Source organism: Streptomyces luteireticuli (assembly GCF_041519305.1).
GTDB lineage: Bacteria > Actinomycetota > Actinomycetes > Streptomycetales > Streptomycetaceae > Streptomyces > Streptomyces luteireticuli.
The window spans coordinates 7,866,029-7,881,566 of record NZ_CP167927.1; the positions used below are offsets into that span (position 1 = coordinate 7,866,029).

The window sequence follows — 15,538 nt, forward strand, 5'->3', positions numbered from 1 at the left end:
CGCGTGCGGGCCCTCGAAGGAGGCGGCATGACGACCGATCAGCACCGGTCCGGAACCACCGGCACCCCCGTGGGTGTCGCCCACGACTTCTGGGACCGGCTTCCCTTCGACGTCAGGGACCCGGCCTTCCACGCCGACCCCTACCCCTCCTACGAACGGCTGCGCACCGAGGCCGGCGGCCCTGTGATGCGCCTGCCCGACGGCGTCCTCGTCGTGACCGGCCACCGCGCCTGTACCACCGCCCTCGGGGACGAACGCCTCGGCTTCGGCGCCCTCGACACCGGGGCGCAGTCGTTCCTCATGGTCGACCCGCCCGAGCACCGGCGGCTGCGCGCCCGCGTCGCGGGGCCCTTCGCCGCCCGCGCCGTCGAACGCCTCCGCCCGGCCATCGAGCACCGCGCCGCCGAACTCCTCGCCGCGGTGGACCGTGCCGCGGAGGTCGACGTCGTCGCCGATCTGGCCGAACCCCTCGCCCTGGACGTCATCTGCGCCCTGGTCGGCGTCCCGCCCGCCGAACGGGAGGAGTGGGTGGAGGCCCTGTCGTGGATGGTGACCGGCTTCGACCCGGAAGCCCTGCGCGACCCCACGACCAGCTCCCGCGTGGCCTGCGCCCGCCTCGACTTCGCCCGCCACCTGCGCGGACTCGCCGAGCGGCGGAGGGCCGCCCCGGCCGGCGACTTCGTCAGCGCCCTCGTCGCGCCCGGCCCGGACCGGACCCCGCTGCCCCTCGAACAGGTCGTCACCGCCGTCGCCCAGCTGGTCACCGCCGGCTACGAACCCACCGTCAACCTCATCGTCAACGGCTTCCACGCCCTCCTGTCCCACCCCTCCCAGCTCGAACACCTCCGGACCCGGCCCCAGGACGCCCCCGCCGCCGTCGAGGAACTCCTGCGCTACAACCCGCCCATCCAGCTCCTCACCCGTGTCGCCCTGCGCGACGCGGACATCGACGGCACCCCCGCGCCCGCCGGGACGGTCGTGGGCCTGCTCGTGGGGGCCGCCAACCGCGACCCCGCGGTCTACGAACGGCCGCACCGGCTCGACATCACCCGGCCGTGCCGCCACCTCTCCCTCGGCTGGGGCGACCACTTCTGCCTGGGCGCCCGGCTCGTACGGGTGCAGGCCGAGGTGATGCTCACCGCCCTCGCCCGCTGCCGGGCCGTGTCCACCGGAGAACCCGTCGGCTTCAAGCCGACGCTGATCAGCCGGGGGCTGGAACGGCTTCCGGTGGTGCTGACGGACGGCGGTCCGCACCACCCGTAGCCGCGGCGTCCCCGGAGGGCGGGGCCAGCCGGCGCAGACAGCGCCGGGCCAGGTCGCCCACCGTGGCGCTGCCCAGGATCTCCACGGCGGGCACGTCGCAGCCCAACTGCCCGCGCAGGGCCGTCATCAGCTCCGCTCCCATCAGGGAGTCGAGCCCCAGCTGGTCGAGGCGGTGCTCGGCGCGGACCCGGCCCGGCTCCGCCTGCAGCACCCGCTCCAGCAGCGCGGTGACGGCCTCCGTCACCCGGGCCAGTGCCTCCTCGGGACCGGCGTGGGCCAGGGCCTGCGCCAGGTCCCGCGCCTGCCGGCCCTCCGTGCCGTCCGCCTCCGGCCGCGCCGGCGCGAAACGCGGCGCGGCGACGGAGCCCAGGGCGTACCGCAGCCGGTCCCAGCCGATGCCCGCCACCACCGCCACCCCGCCGTCCCCGGCCACCCCGCCATCCCCGGCCGGCAGAACGTCCCCGGCCAGCAGGCCGTCCAGGAAGTCCAACGCGCGCCCGGCCGGCACCGGGGGCAGCCCCACCTTCTCCATCACCGCGCCCAGACCGTGCCGCGCCACGTGCCCGGCCCCGTCCAGCGCGCCCCAGGCGACGGTCAGCGCGGGCAGCCCCGCCGCCCGCCTGGCCCGGGCCACCGCCTCCAGGGCGAGATTGGCGCCCGCGTACGTCGCCTGGCCCGGGTTGCCCAGCAGCGCCGACGCCGACCCGTACAGCACGAAGAAGTCCAGCCTGCGATGGCGCGTCAGACGGTCCAGGACGCGGGCGCCCTCCGCCTTGGGGGACAGCACCCGGCGCGCGGAGGCGTCCGTGATCCCCGTCAGCGGGCCGTCGTCGAGGACCATCGCCGCGTGCACGACCCCGCGCAGCGGATGCCCGGGGGTGTCCACCTCGTCCAGCAGCGCCGCCATCGCCGCCCCGTCCGCGACGTCGGCCGCGTGCGCCGTCACCTCCACACCGGCGCGCCGCAGTTCGCCGAGGAGGGCCGGTGCCTCCGGGGTGTCCGCGCCGCGGCGGCCCACCAGGCACAGGCGCCGCGCCCCGCGCTCGGCCAGCCGTCGCGCCGTCGCGGCACCGAACCCGCTCAGCCCGCCGGTGACCAGATAGCAGGCGTCCGGGTCGAGCGACACCCGGCCCGACCCGCCGCGCACGCGCGGGGGAGTGTCCAGGGAGACGACGACCTTGCCGATGTGCCGGGAGTGCCGCAGCGCCTCGAACGCCTCCCCGACCCGGTCGGCCGCGTAGACGTGGTGCGGCACCGGGCGGTACGCGCCCTCGTGCACCCATCGCACCACCTCCGCGAACTCCTCGGCCACCGACTCCGGCCGCTCCCGCGCCAGATGGGCCAGATCGACGGCGCTGAAGGCGAGGTTGGCGAGGAACGGGCCCAACGGCAGCCGGTTGTCGGCGTAGAGGTCGCGCTTGCCCAGCTCGACGAAGCGGCCCCCGGTGGTCAGGCACTCCAGCCCCCGGCCGATGGCCTCGCCGGCCAGCGAGTTGAGGACGACGTCCACGCCCCGCCCCCCGGTCAGCGACCGCACGTGCTCGGCGAAGGCCATCGAGCGCGAGTCCACGACGTGCTCCACGCCCAGCAGGCGCAGCAGTTCGCGCTTGGCCGGCGTACCCGCGCTGGCGACGACCCGGGCCCCCGCCCGCCGCGCGTACTGGAGGGCCGCCAGGCCCACACCGCCGGCACCGCCGTGCACCAGCACCGTCTCGCCGGGGCCCAACCGGGCGACGCGGTGCAGGGCGTGGTGGACGGTGAGCAGCACCACGGGCAGCGTCGCGGCCTCCGCGAAGCCCATGCCGTCCGGGATCCGGCCCGCCGTCGCCGCCGGGACCGCCACGTGGGAGGCCAGGGTGCCCGAGCCGAAGGCGAACACCCGGTCGCCGGGGGAGAGTTCCGCGACGCCCGCGCCGACGGCGGTGACGACCCCGGCGCACTCCATGCCCGGACGGTGCTCCCCGCCCGGTGCGTCGAGCGGCATGACGCCCTGGGCCTGGAGCACGTCCCGGTAGTTGAGCGCGGCGCAGCGCACCGCGACGACGACCTCGCCGGGCGCGGGCCGGGGCACTTCGGCGGCGGTCCACTCCGGCCGGTGCGCGCCGCCCGGTTCGCGCACCCGCAGGGCGAAGGACGGCGCCCCGGAGCCGGCGTCCGCGTCCGTGCCCTCGCGCAGGCGCGTGACGAACCGTCCGGCGGCCGTCAGCAGGACCTCGTCCTCCTCGCTATCCGGTCCGGCCAGTTCGGCGGCCAGCCGGGCCGCGTCCTCCTCGGCGCGCCCGGTGGACTCCAGCGAGACGCGGCGGACGGTGAGGCCGGGGTGCTCGTTGGCCAGGCAGCGGGCCGCGCCCCAGGCCGCGGCCGCCCCCGGGGCCAGGGGGCGCTCGGGGCCGGGCAGGACCCCGGTGGGCGGGGTCACCAGCCAGAGCGCGGGGCGCGCGTCCGGCAGGCGTTCGGCCGCCACGGCGAGCGACCGCAGGACGGCCGTGCGGCGGGCCTCCCGGTCCAGGGCGCCGGTGCCGTCACCGTCATCACCGCCGTCGCCGCTGTCGCCGAGGAGGAGCAGGACGGCGTCCGGGAAGGGCGACCAGCCGTCCGGATCCGTGCCGGGCGCCGTGCGGCGGACGGTGGCCCCGGCCGCGGCGAGCCGCCCGGCCACGGCGGCGGCCAGGGCCTCCTGCTCCGGCTCGGCGGCGACCACCCAGGTGCCGCCGGCCGCGGGCGGCGCGGGCGGCGGGGCCGGGCGGCCGAGGTCCGGGCGCCGGGCCAGGAGGACGGAGGCGCCGCTGCGGGCGGGGTCCTCGGCGTCACCGAGGACCACCGGGTCCCGCCAGCCCCCGGCGGACAGCAGCCGCTGCCAGGCGACGGCGGACAGCAGCGGCCCGCCGTCGCCCTCCCGCCGGTCCCAGAAACCGGGCCGCAGCCCGGACAACAGGGCCAGGGGCACCGGGTCGTGGGGCTCGGTCAGCAGCAACTGGCCGCCGTCGTCCAGCAGCAGGGCGAGATGGCCGAGCGAGCGGCGCGGATCCCGGGCGGTGTGCAGGACGTGCGGGGCGACGACGAGGTCGAAGTCGCCCTCCGTCCAGCCCTGTTCGCGCGGGTCGCGGTCGAGGTCGAGGACGCGGAGGCCGAGCGCGTCGTGGTCCGCGAAGCGCTTGCGCAGCCGGGGGAAGCGGTCGTCCGAGCCGTCGGCGCACACGTACCGGGTCCGCTCCGGCGGCAGCTCCGGCAGCAGGAACGCCGTGGCACCGCCACTGCCCGCGCCGACCTCCAGGACCCGCAGCGGCCGGTCCGCCGGCCAGTCCCGGACCAGCCGCCGCAGCACCGTGCGCGCCGCGCGGTGGACGAAGCCGCGCAGACAGCCGTCGGTCGACAGCTCCTCCAGCAGATGCCGGTGGGCCTCCGAGCGCAGCAACTCGCCCCCGTCCCGGTGCCCTTGCAGCACCTCGCCGAGCCGGGCGCCGCAGGAGCCGAGCAGCGCCAGCTCCACGGCCAGCCCCGGCAGTTCCCCGGCGGCCGCCCGGAACCGCTCCGCCGGAGCGGCGGGACGCACCACCCGCCATCCGCCGTCCACGGGCTCGACCAGCCCCTCGGCGTGCGCGGCCCCCAACAGGGCCTCCAGCAGCGGCACATGCTCCGGGAGCACGCCCGCCGCGACGAGGCCGTCCACGCCGAGGACGTCCCCCGCACCGCGCCCCGGCAGCGAGGCGAGCGCCGCCGCCCCGAGATGGGCCGTCAGCTCCCGCAGCCGCGCCGCCCCGGCCCGGTCCGCGGCCTCCCGCCCGGCCCGCAGCTCCTCCGCGCACGCCCGCGCCACCTCGCCGGGCGCCGGCAGCGGCACGGGCGACGGTGCCGGGCCCGGCACCGGGGCGGCCCGGCCCACGGTCGTCAGGAGCCGGGGCCGCACCCGGCCGCCCTGGTCGAAACGGCGCAGCCGGCAGCCCTCAAGAGTCAGACAAGTCAGCCCGTTGGGCGCCAGCACGGTCACGTCCCACAGCGCCTCCCGCGCGGACACCTCCCGCGACCGCACATGGAGGTGACCCGCGGCGGGCATGCGCCGCCACGCCCGCACCCGGTCGACGGAGACCGGCAGGAACGGCACCCCATCCTCGGCCACCTCCTCCAGCAGGGCGGACCCCGCCTGCAGGGCGCCGTCCAGCAGCGCCGGGTGCGCCTCGAAGTCCGACGGGCCGTCCCCGCCCGCGTAGTCGGCCAGCACCTCGGCCCCTCCCACGCGCAGGGCCCGCAGCACCCGGAACGCCGGGCCGTAGTCGAGCCCCTTGCGCAGCGCGGCCCGGTAGTGCTCCTCCGGCGTCCTCGCCCGCGGCGCCCGGGCGGCCAGCGCGTCCAGATCGGCCGGCGCCGGCACCGGGGCGTGGAGCCGGCGCAGCCGGCCGCGCGCATGCTCCCGCCAGGAGGCGTCCTCCTCGCCCCGGGCGGCGATCCGCACGATCCCGTCGTCGGCCGCCAGGGACGTCTGCAGATCGAGCCGCCGGCCGTCGTCGAACGGCAGCACCAGCGCGGCCGACATCACCACCCGGGTGATCTCCACGGGGGCGTCCAGGAGCCGCCGCCCCGCCGCCAGCATCATCTCCAGATAGCCGGAGGCCGGCATCACCGCCGCCCCGCCCACCCGGTGCCCGGCCAGCCACGGCACCCGCCCCGGATCGAACGGCCCGTGCCAGACCGGATCCGCCACGGCCGCCCGCTCGCCCAGCAGCGGATGGTCCACCGTGCCGTCCCCGCAGCCGCCCGCCCACGCCGCCGGGCCGCCGTTCCAGTGCTCCTCGCGCTCCCACGGGTACGCCGGCAGGTCCACCACCCGGCCCGGGCGCGGGAAGAACGCCGCGGCGTCGTACCCGGCCCCGCCCGCCACCAGCCGTGCCACCGCCCGGTCCAGCGCCTCCGGACCCGGCACGTCCCGCGACAGCGTCGGCACCGCCAGCACCCCCGCCCCGCCCGCCGTCCGCCGCAGATACCCGCACAGCACGGGATGCGGACCGATCTCGACGAACACGTCGCAGCCCTGCTCCCGCAACTGCTCGACCGCCGGCGCGAACAGCACCGGCCGGCGCAGGTTGTGCCACCAGTAACCCGCGTCCAGCTCCGGCCCGTTCAGCACCGTCCCCGTCGTCGCCGACGCGTACGGCACGGCGGCCCGGCCGGGCTTGAGCCCCTCCAGCGCCGCCACCAGCCCCTCCTCCAGACCGTCCATGGCCCGGCTGTGGAACGCGTACGCCAGGTCCAGCGGGCGCACATGCACCCCCTCCCGCCGGCACGCCTCGTACAGCTCCTCCAGGGCGTCCCGGTCACCGCTGACCGTCACGTCCCGGCCGCTGTTCACCCCCGCGACCTCCACCCGCCCGCCGTACGGCGCCAACAGCGCCCGGGCCCGGGCGACTTCGGCGCCCAGGGCCGCCATGCCCCAGTTCCCGGCCGTCGACGCCTGCGCCCGGGAGCGCGCCACCACCACCCGCGCCGCAGACGACAGATCCAGCGCCCCCGCCGCCCACGCCGCCGCCATCTCGCCCGAACTGTGCCCGGCCACCGCCGCCGGCACCACGCCCCGGGCGCGCAGCGCCGCCACGACGCCCACCTGCACGGCGAACAGCAACGGCTGCACCACATCGGTGCCGTCGCCACGACGGGGAGCGGCCAGCTCCCCGGCCACCGACCAGCCCAGCCACGGCCGCAGCGCCGCGTCCGCCTCCCGCACCGCCCGCCGGAAGACCGGGTCGTCCGCCAGCAGGTCCGCCGCCATCCCCGCCCACTGCGAACCGTTGCCGGAGAACACGAACGCGACCGTGCCCCGCGCCGCACCCGTCACCCGCGCCCCCGCGCCGTCCCCCGCGGCCACGGCCCGCAGCCGCGCCGCCGCCGTCGCCGGGTCCGCGGCCAGAACCGCGATCCGCTCCTCGTGCCGGCCCCGCCGCCGGCAGGCCGTGTACGCCACGTCGTAGAACTCCTCCGGCGCGCACCCGTCGAGCCGGTCGGCCATCCGCCGCGCCGCCTCCGCCGCCGCGGCCGGTGTACGGGCCGAGACGACGACCGGCAGCGGCCGCCCCGCGGGAGGCGGCGCGGCGGATGGCCGCGGCGCCGGGGCCGCCAGGACGACGTGCGCGTTCGCCCCGCCGAAACCGAAGGAGTTGACCCCCGCCACCGCCCGCCCGCCGGGCACCGGATCCAGCGCGGACTCCCTTACGACGGGCGCCAGTTGCAGCCCCTCGAAGTCGATGTCCGGACTCAGCGGCAGCGCCCCCGCGTTGGCCGGCACCCGGCCGTGCCGCAGCACCAGCAGCGCCTTCAGCAGCCCCGCCATCCCCGACGCGGGCTCCAGATGCCCCAGATGCCCCTTCACCGACCCCACCGGCAACGGCCGCCCCGCACCCCGGCGCACCCCCAGCGCCCGCCCCACCGCACGGCACTCCACCGGATCGCCCACCGGCGTGCCCGTGCCGTGCATCTCCAGGTACACCAGCTCGTCCGGCGCCACCCCCGCCGCCTCGTACACCTCCCGCAGCAGCGCCTCCTGGGCCGCCGCGCTCGGCTGCGCCAGCCCCGGCGTCCGCCCGTCGGCGTTGACCCCGCTGCCCAGGATCACCCCCTGCACCGGATCCCCGTCCCGCACCGCCGCCTCCAGCGGCTTGAGCACCACCACCCCGCCCCCCTCCGCCCGCACATAGCCGTCCGCCTCCGCCGAGAACGGCCGGCAGCGCCCCGTCGGCGAGAGCATCGACGCCTTCGCGAACCCCACGAACTCGAACGGGCTCAGCAGCACATTGACCCCCGCCGCCAGCGCCAGGGAACTGCGCCCCGAACGCAGCGCCTCGCACGCGTGGTGCAGCGCGACCAGCGAGGACGAACAGGCCGTGTCCACCGCCAGACTGGGCCCGCGCAGGTCCAGGAAGTGCGACACCCGGTTGGCGATGTTGCAGGCCGCCCCGCCCGTCATCGTGTACGCGTTGGCCGACCGGGGATCCAGCCCCTGGAGGAACGCGAACGCCTGGCTGGACGCCCCGACGTACACCGCCGTGTCCGACCCGGCCAGCGACGCCGGAGCGATGCCCGCCCCGTCGAGCGCCTCCACCGCCATCTCCAGCAGCAGCCGCTGCTGCGGGTCCATGCGGCGCGCCTCGCGCGGCGACACATTGAAGAACCCGGCGTCGAAACCCCGTACGTCCGGCAGGAATCCGCCCACCGTCGCATACGCCTTGCCCGGACGGCCCGGCTCCGGATCGGTCCAGCGGGCCGCGTCGAACCGGTCGGCGGGGACCGGGCCGACCAGGGAGCGCTCCTCGCACAGGGCGGCCCACAGCGCGTCGGGCGTGCACAGCCCGCCCGGCAGACGGCACGCGACCCCGACGACGGCGACGGCTTCAGGGGAGGACACCACGGCGACTCCTCGGGACTCGGGACGGCGCGACTTCCCTGGTGGCATGCCCCACCGCGCACCCGGGCGCCGCACTTTTCACCCGGACGGCGGTGCGAGGGGTGCCCCCGCGGGTGGTGAGGGGAAGCCGCACTGCATGAACACCGCCCTCACCCCCGGTCCCCTCACCGTCCCCCTCCTGGGATCCCCGCCGGACATCGCCCCCACGGCGTTCGTCGCCCCCACCGCCGTCCTCGCCGGATCCGTCCGGATCGGCGACCGGGCCAGCGTCTGGTACCACACCGTGCTCCGCGCGGACGGCGACGAGATCCACCTCGGCCCGGAGAGCAACCTCCAGGACGGCACCGTCGTCCACGCCGACCCCGGCTACCCCGTCCGCGTCGGCGCCCGCGTCTCCGTCGGCCACAACGCCGTCCTGCACGGCTGCCGGCTGGAGGACGACGTCCTCGTCGGCATGGGCGCCGTCCTCCAGAACGGCGTCCGCGTCGGCCCCTGGAGCATCGTCGCCGCCGGCACCGTCGTCCCCCCGGACCGCCGCATCCCCCCGAACACCCTCGTCGCCGGCCCCCACGCCGCCGTCGTGCGCGAACTCACCGACGAGGACAGGGCGTTGATCGTCGCCGCCACCCGCACCTACCTCGGACTCCTGCGCCTCTACCGCAACGCCGACGGCGCGGACCAGGTCCCCGTCGGATGAGCGGCAACCACGCGCGCCGCCGCGTCGGGCCCGCGACCGCGCTGGCCGTCGTGTCGAGCTCGGTCTTCATGGCCATGCTCGACAACCTCGCCATGAACAACGCCCTGCCCCGCATCGGCACCGAGATGGGCCTGGGAGTCAGCGGACTGCAGTGGGTCGTCGCCGGCTACACCCTCCCCTTCGCCGCCTGCCTGCTCTCCGGCAGCGTCCTCGGCGACCGGCTCGGCCAGCGCCGCGCCTTCCTCGCCGGGGTCCTGGCCTTCTGCGCCGGCTCCGCCTTCGGCGCGCTCGCCGCGAACGGGGCCTGCCTGGTGGCCGGACGCGTCGTCCAGGGCCTCGGCGCCGCCGTCCTGATGCCCCCGAGCATGGCCCTGCTGCGGCACGTCTTCACCGACCCGCAGCTCCGCACCCGCGCGATGGGCGTGCGCGGCGGCGCGGGCGGACTCGGCGTCGCCCTCGGACCCACGGTCGGCGGCCCCCTCGTCGACGCCCTCGGCTGGCGCAGCATCATGTGGATCAACGTGCCGGTCGGCGTGGCCGTGTTCCTCCTCGCCCTGCGCACCCTGCCCGACGTGCCCCCGGCCCCGGCCCGCTGGGACCCCCGCGGCCAGCTTCTGGCCGTGACCGGACTCGGCGGCCTGGTGTACGGCCTGGTGCAGGGCCCGGTCGACGGCTGGACCGACCCGGCCGTCCTGGCCACCCTGGGCCTGGCGGCCCTCGCCCTGCCCGCCTTCGCCGTCGCCGAGGCGCGCGGCACGGCACCGATGCTGGAGGTCCGGCTGCTGCGCGACCCCGTCACGGCCGCGGCCGCCACCGCCTGCTTCGCCGCCGGCCTGGGCCTGTTCGGCTCCGTCTTCTTCCTCACCCTCTACCTGCAGAACATCCTCGGCTGGTCCGCGACCGGCGCCGGAGCGGTCTTCCTGACGGCCTCCGCCCTGATCGCGCTCACCGCCCCCCTCGCCGGGGCGCTCTGCGCCCGCCACGGCGTCCGCCTGCCGCTGGTCTGCGGACCGGTGCTGTGCGCCGTCGCCCTGCTCGGCCTGAGCGGCCACGGACGCGACGCCGCCTACGGCTCCTACGGCTGGCTGCTGCCCGTCCTCGGCACCGGCGTCGGCCTGACCTTCGTCTCCGCGGTCATCGCCACCGTGCAGCGCGCGCCGGCCGACCGGACGGCCATGGCCTCCGCCTTCATGGACACCCTGCGCGAACTGGGCGGCGTCGTCGGCGTCGCCGCCCTCGGCGCCGTCCTGACCGGCCGCATGCGCCTCTCCCTCCACGACCGGGCCGTCGCCGGCGGGCTCCCCGAGGGCCGCGCCCACGACCTCGTCGAGTCCGTGCTCCGGCACGGCGCCGCGGCCGGCCTGGAACGGGCCGCGCCCGGCAGGGTCACCGCGGCCGCCGGCACCTGGGTGGAGCAGTCCTTCGTCGCCGGGCTCCATCTGGCCCTGTTCTCCGGCGCCCTCGTCCTGTTCGGCGCCACCGCCGTCGTGACCCTGCTGCTCCGCGGCGACCGGGCCGTGGCCGCCGAACAGCCCCTTCCCCAGACCGGCTGAGCCGGGACGGCCGGGACACCTGCGCACGACGCCGGAACCGGCCGTCCCGCACCCGTCCCCATCGCGCCTGCGCACGAGGACGGAGCGCACCCGGCCGCAGGGGGCGCACGGCCGGCGCCGCACCCGGCGGACGGGACGGACCGCCACTCCCGTGGCCCGTGCCCCGCCCCCGGCCGCACCCGGGACGGTTCCCCCGGCCACAACGTCAGTTGTGCGCACGCTCCCACTGCCCCACGCCGGTGCGACACTCGACGGCCAGGGGCGTCGAGGACACGGCCAGGGGCGTCAACGACCGCACTGCGACGCCCCGTCACGGGGGAAGCACACGAACGAGAGCAGGTCGCACCGTGCCGGACCAGACCGACCACCGCGCAGGAACCCGCTGCCCGGCCCTGTCGTCCGCCGCGGTCTCCGCGGCCTTCCTGTCACCGGCGTCCGCCGGACTCCACCCGCTCCTCAAACAACTCCGCGACGACGCACCGGTGTTCTTCAGCGAGGAACTCGGCGTCTGGATCGTCACCCGCTACGACGACGTGCTCCGCGTCCTCAAGGACGCCGAGCTCTTCCCCGCCTCCACCCGCTCCGTCATCCTCGGCGCCTACCCGCCGGAGGTCCGCGACATCCTCGCCGCGACCGCCACGTTCACCGCGCCCAACATGGGATTCGACGGCCGCCCCACCCACGACCGCCTCCGCAGGCCCGTCGCCCCCTACCTCTCCGACCGGAACGTCGCACGCCTCGAACCCCGGATCCGGGCCATCGCCGACCGCTGCGCCGCCCGCCTCCCGGACACGCCCCCGGCCGACCTCGTCGCCGCCTACGCCCGGCCGCTGGCCACCGCCCTCGTCATGACCCTGGCCGGATTCCCCGACGACGACCACGACCGCGTCCTGCGCTACCACCGAGCCGTCAGCGGGTTCTTCTTCGGCAGCCCGCCGCCCGACCGCCAACTCCCGTACGCCCGGGACGTCCAGGAGTGGGAGGAGTACCTGTCCGCCCACATACGACGACGACGCCGTCACCCCGAGGACGACATCGTCGGCTTCGTCGCCGCCCAGGACACCTACACCGAACGCGAACTGATCAGCTTCCTCAGCTTCGACATCGTCACCGCCGGCATCGGCCCGACCGGTTACGCCCTGACCGTCCTGTGCCGGGAACTGCTGGAGGACCACCGCCGCCGCGACGCCCTGGCGGCCGAACCCGCCCTCTTCGACACCTACTTCGGCGAGAGCCTGCGCCGCTCCGGACCCGCCCTGGGCGTCTTCCGCACGGCCGCGGAGGCGACGGAGCTGGGCGGCGTCCGCATCCCGGCGGGCGCCGCCCTGTGGGCCCTGATCGCCTCGGCCGACCGCGACGAACGGCGCTTCGAGCGCCCGGACGACCACGTCCCGGCCCGCCCCCGCCTGGGCGCCAGCCTGCACTTCTCGCACGGCCTGCACTACTGCCTCGGCGCCAACCTCGCCCGCACCGCGGTCCGCACGGCGGTCACGGCCCTCCTGCGCCGCCGCCCGGACCTGCGCCTGGTCCCGGACCAGCCGCGGGTGTACGAACCGGGCATCAACGTCATCGCCCCGGCGCGGCTGCTCGTCGAGTGGTGAGGGGGCGGCTCGCGGGCGTCAGCCGCCCAGCGGCGTCAGCGTCCTCTTCACCAGCTCGTACCCCGGGAGCATCTTCCGGTGCTCGCCGGTGCTCACCCCGCCCAGGTCCACGACGAACGCGCCCTTCGGCGTGTTCACCGCGAACGCGCGCTGCTCGCGGTCCTCGTCCATCAAGGGGCTGTTGAGCACATAGACGGCCTCCACGGCCGGGAGCCCGGCGACCGTGATGTCCCGGTACTCCTGCTTCACCAGATGCCGCTTCGCCTCGGTGACGAAGGTCTCCATGACCTTGCGCGGGGAATCCCCGCGCCGCGGCGCGGTCCACAGCGTCATCGTGCCGAGTACACCAGTGGGCTTGGCGTCGAGGTTGCAGACGGCCCGGACGGACTTGTGCTCGGTCAGCCTGCCCATGAACTCGGCGGTCTTGCCCGACAGTTCCGTCACCTTCCAGCCCTTCGCCGGCTCGAACGTCACGGGGAGTTCGCACGCGGAGCCGGGCTCGCCGAACTTCGCCGGACCGGCGGGCTTCCGCTCCTTCGGGGACTCCGGGGACTTCGGGGACCCGGACGGCACATCGGCCTTCTCCCCGGCCGCCTTGTCCGCCTTGCTCTCCTTCGCGTCCTTGCCGTCGTCGCCGGAACCACAGCCGGCGAGGGCGCCGACCAGCAGCGCGACGGACACGAGACCCCCGGTGAATCTGCGCATGAACCTTCCCTGTCGAGAGACAAACGGCGACGAATCTAAACCACCCGGGAGGATCCGCTCAACTCCTTTTCCCGCCGCACCCCGCCGCCCCTCCCACCCCAGCCATTTCATACCCTTAAGCATGGATATCGCCCTGCGTGCCCTGACCCTGTCCGACGTCCCCGCCCTGACCGCCCTGCGCGCCGCCGCCGAACACGCCGACCGCTCCGGCATGCACTTCGACGAGACCGACATCCGCTCGGAACTCACCGACCCCAAGCTCGACCTGGCCGCCGGCACCGTCGGCGCGTGGCAGGGGACGCGGCTGGTGGGCTTCGCCGCCCTCTACGAGCCGGAGCGCGTACGGGACGTGGCGCGCTTCGAGGCCTCGGCCGCCGTCGACCCGGCCCTGCGCCGCCACGGCATCGGCACGGAACTGATCGGCTGGATGCGCCAGCGCGCCCGTACCGTGCACGCGGAACGCGGCTACGACGCCCCGGGCGAACTGCACCTGTCCGGCGTGGCCACGAACACCGGCCTCGCGGCCCTGGCCCGGCACACCGGATTCACCCCCTGCCGCCACTGGGCCGGCATGACCCACGACCTCCGGGACGGCGGCATCCCGCACGCCGCCGTTCCGGAGGGCCTGCGCCTGGTGCCCTACACCCCGGCGTACGAGGAGGCGACCCGCCTCGCGCACAACGACGCGTTCACCGACCACTGGGACTTCGGCGGGGCCGACGCCGAGGACTGGAAGGCATGGGGCCCCGCGGGCCACTCCTTCCGGGCCGAGCTCTCGGGCCTCCTCCTCGGCGCCGGCGACCGCGTGGCGGCCTACCTCCTCACGGACGAGTACGCCGCCGACACGGCCGCCACCGGACTCCGGTCGTGCACCCTGGCCTTCCTCGGCACCCGGCCGGACCACCGCGGGCGGGGCGCGGCCCGCGCCCTGCTGGCCCACACCCTCCACGAGGCCCGGCGGCTCGGCTACGACCGGGCGGAACTGGTGGTGGACACCGAGAGCCCGACCGGGGCACCGGCCCTGTACAGCTGGGCCGGCTTCCGGCCGGGCATCCGGTTCGTCACCTACTCCGGGCCGCTCACGGGGTGTTGAGCGGGTTGCCGGCCGGGTTGCCGGTGGGATTGCCGGCCGGGTTGCCGGTCGGGTTGTTGAAGTGCACCTCGGGGTTGGCCGGCGACGGGCCGTCGAGGAGCGGCTGCGGCAGGTGCCGCAGATGCCGGTCGAAGAAGGCGGCGGTGTAGGCGCGCGTGACGGCCACCGACCGCGCGGCGGACAGCGCCGGCCTCGGGACCGTGGGCGGGAAGATCTGCTCGGCGAAGACCGGGGAGTCGGTGAAGGTGAAGTGGTCGGCCCGGTCGACCGTCAGCCACCGCTTCCCGCCGCCCAGGCGCGGCCACGCCTCGTCCCAGGAGGTGTCCTTGCCGCCCGGCCGGTGCCACTCGTCGTTCGTGCCGAGCATCATGAAGGGCCGCCCGCCGAGTCCTTCGGCCGGAATCGCGCCCTGGAAGGCCCCGTCCATGTTGACACCGGCCCGTACCCGGCCGTCCGCGGCCATGGTCGCCGCCGCACCCGCCCCGCCGATGGAGTGGCCGGCCATCCCGATCCGCCTCTTGTCGATCATCCGCGCGAACGGCCGGGCCGCGCGGGGGCCGGTCAGCCGGTCGAGGACGAACGACACGTCCTTGGCGCGCCCCGTCACGACGTTGTGGAAGTCCTCCGGCGTCTTCGCCGTCTCGCAGGCGACACAGGTCAGGACGCCCCGGCCGGGGAAGGCCACGCCGTAGGCCTCGTAGGCGTGGTCGACGGACGCGACGACATAGCCCCGGCTCGTGAGGTCCTCGGCCAGGGACGTGAGGGTGTAGCGGGGAACGCCGAAACCGGGGGAGAGCACCACCAGCGGATGCCGGCCGCCGTCCGGCCGCGCGCCCGTCCGGACGTCGGTCCGCGTCCCGGCCATCGCCTCCGGCGGCACGCCCTCCAACTGCCGCGCGGCCAGCAGCACGCGCATTTCCTCGGTGGTGGCGTACGGTGCGGGGCTGCCGGTGCCGCGGACCGCCGGATAGAAGACGTCGACCATCACCTCGCGGCCACCGGCCTGCGGCACCCACGGGTCCTTGCGGCTGTCGTCGGTGAGGTGCAGCGTGGTGCGGCCGATCCCGTACGGCCCGGTGGGGCGCGGCAGTTGCGCGCGCTCGGACGCGGCGGTCGCGGATGCGGCGGGGGACGGGGCGGGCGGCGAGGCCAGCGCGGTGCCGGGAGCGGCGAACGCGGCACAGAGGGCGAGAGCGGCGGCCGCGGCCGTGCGCATGAGTCTGGTCATGGCCCGAA

General features: G+C 76.4%; 8 protein-coding genes. 5 read left to right on the plus strand and 3 right to left on the minus strand.

The window, feature by feature from the left end; translation table 11 throughout:
- Positions 1-27 precede the first annotated feature (27 nt).
- Positions 28-1,263 (plus strand): cytochrome P450, encoded by a 1,236-nt coding sequence (locus tag AB8735_RS35295; protein ID WP_344021657.1) that lies wholly within the window; start codon positions 28-30, stop codon positions 1,261-1,263.
- Here AB8735_RS35295 and AB8735_RS35300 read toward each other — a convergent pair.
- Positions 1,202-8,653, minus strand: coding sequence for an SDR family NAD(P)-dependent oxidoreductase (locus AB8735_RS35300; RefSeq protein WP_372411719.1), 7,452 nt, complete (start codon positions 8,651-8,653; stop codon positions 1,202-1,204). The two genes, AB8735_RS35295 and AB8735_RS35300, sit on opposite strands and share 62 nt — an antisense overlap.
- Before the next feature lie 136 nt (positions 8,654-8,789).
- Here AB8735_RS35300 and AB8735_RS35305 point away from each other — a divergent pair, with 136 nt between their 5' ends.
- From AB8735_RS35305 to AB8735_RS35315, 3 genes are all read left to right on the plus strand, one after another.
- Positions 8,790-9,350 (plus strand): gamma carbonic anhydrase family protein, encoded by a 561-nt coding sequence (locus AB8735_RS35305; protein ID WP_344021653.1) that lies wholly within the window; start codon positions 8,790-8,792, stop codon positions 9,348-9,350.
- On the plus strand, positions 9,347-10,903 hold the full coding sequence (locus AB8735_RS35310) for a DHA2 family efflux MFS transporter permease subunit (RefSeq protein WP_344021651.1): 1,557 nt from the start codon (positions 9,347-9,349) through the stop codon (positions 10,901-10,903). The genes AB8735_RS35305 and AB8735_RS35310 overlap by 4 nt, the downstream gene beginning before the upstream one ends.
- Before the next feature lie 347 nt (positions 10,904-11,250).
- A complete protein-coding gene (locus tag AB8735_RS35315) occupies positions 11,251-12,504 on the plus strand; it encodes a cytochrome P450 (RefSeq protein ID WP_372411720.1) in 1,254 nt (417 codons plus the stop codon).
- Between the two features lie 18 nt (positions 12,505-12,522).
- On the opposite strand, the gene AB8735_RS35320 is transcribed toward AB8735_RS35315, so the two are convergent.
- Positions 12,523-13,209 carry a lipoprotein gene (locus tag AB8735_RS35320; protein WP_372411721.1) on the minus strand — a complete coding sequence of 229 codons (687 nt, stop codon included), beginning with the start codon at positions 13,207-13,209 and terminating at the stop codon, positions 12,523-12,525.
- Positions 13,210-13,330: 121 nt separating this feature from the next.
- On the opposite strand from AB8735_RS35320, the gene AB8735_RS35325 reads away from it, so the two are divergent.
- Positions 13,331-14,302 carry a GNAT family N-acetyltransferase gene (locus tag AB8735_RS35325; RefSeq protein WP_372411722.1) on the plus strand — a complete coding sequence of 324 codons (972 nt, stop codon included), beginning with the start codon at positions 13,331-13,333 and terminating at the stop codon, positions 14,300-14,302.
- Here the strand turns inward: AB8735_RS35325 and AB8735_RS35330 are convergent.
- Entirely contained in the window at positions 14,289-15,530 is a 1,242-nt protein-coding gene (locus tag AB8735_RS35330; protein WP_372411723.1) for an alpha/beta hydrolase family protein, read from the minus strand. The genes AB8735_RS35325 and AB8735_RS35330 overlap by 14 nt on opposite strands.
- Between the last annotated feature and the right edge of the window lie 8 nt (positions 15,531-15,538).

Excerpts from the sequence above, each read along its gene's own strand:
- AB8735_RS35330 (WP_372411723.1), bottom strand. The coding sequence starts at position 15,530 with ATGACCAGACTCATGCGCACGGCCGCGGCCGCCGCTCTCGCCCTCTGT.
- AB8735_RS35310 (WP_344021651.1), top strand. The coding sequence starts at position 9,347 with ATGAGCGGCAACCACGCGCGCCGCCGCGTCGGGCCCGCGACCGCGCTG.
- AB8735_RS35305 (WP_344021653.1), top strand. The coding sequence starts at position 8,790 with ATGAACACCGCCCTCACCCCCGGTCCCCTCACCGTCCCCCTCCTGGGA.
- AB8735_RS35295 (WP_344021657.1), top strand. The coding sequence starts at position 28 with ATGACGACCGATCAGCACCGGTCCGGAACCACCGGCACCCCCGTGGGT.
- AB8735_RS35320 (WP_372411721.1), bottom strand. The coding sequence starts at position 13,209 with ATGCGCAGATTCACCGGGGGTCTCGTGTCCGTCGCGCTGCTGGTCGGC.
- AB8735_RS35325 (WP_372411722.1), top strand. The coding sequence starts at position 13,331 with ATGGATATCGCCCTGCGTGCCCTGACCCTGTCCGACGTCCCCGCCCTG.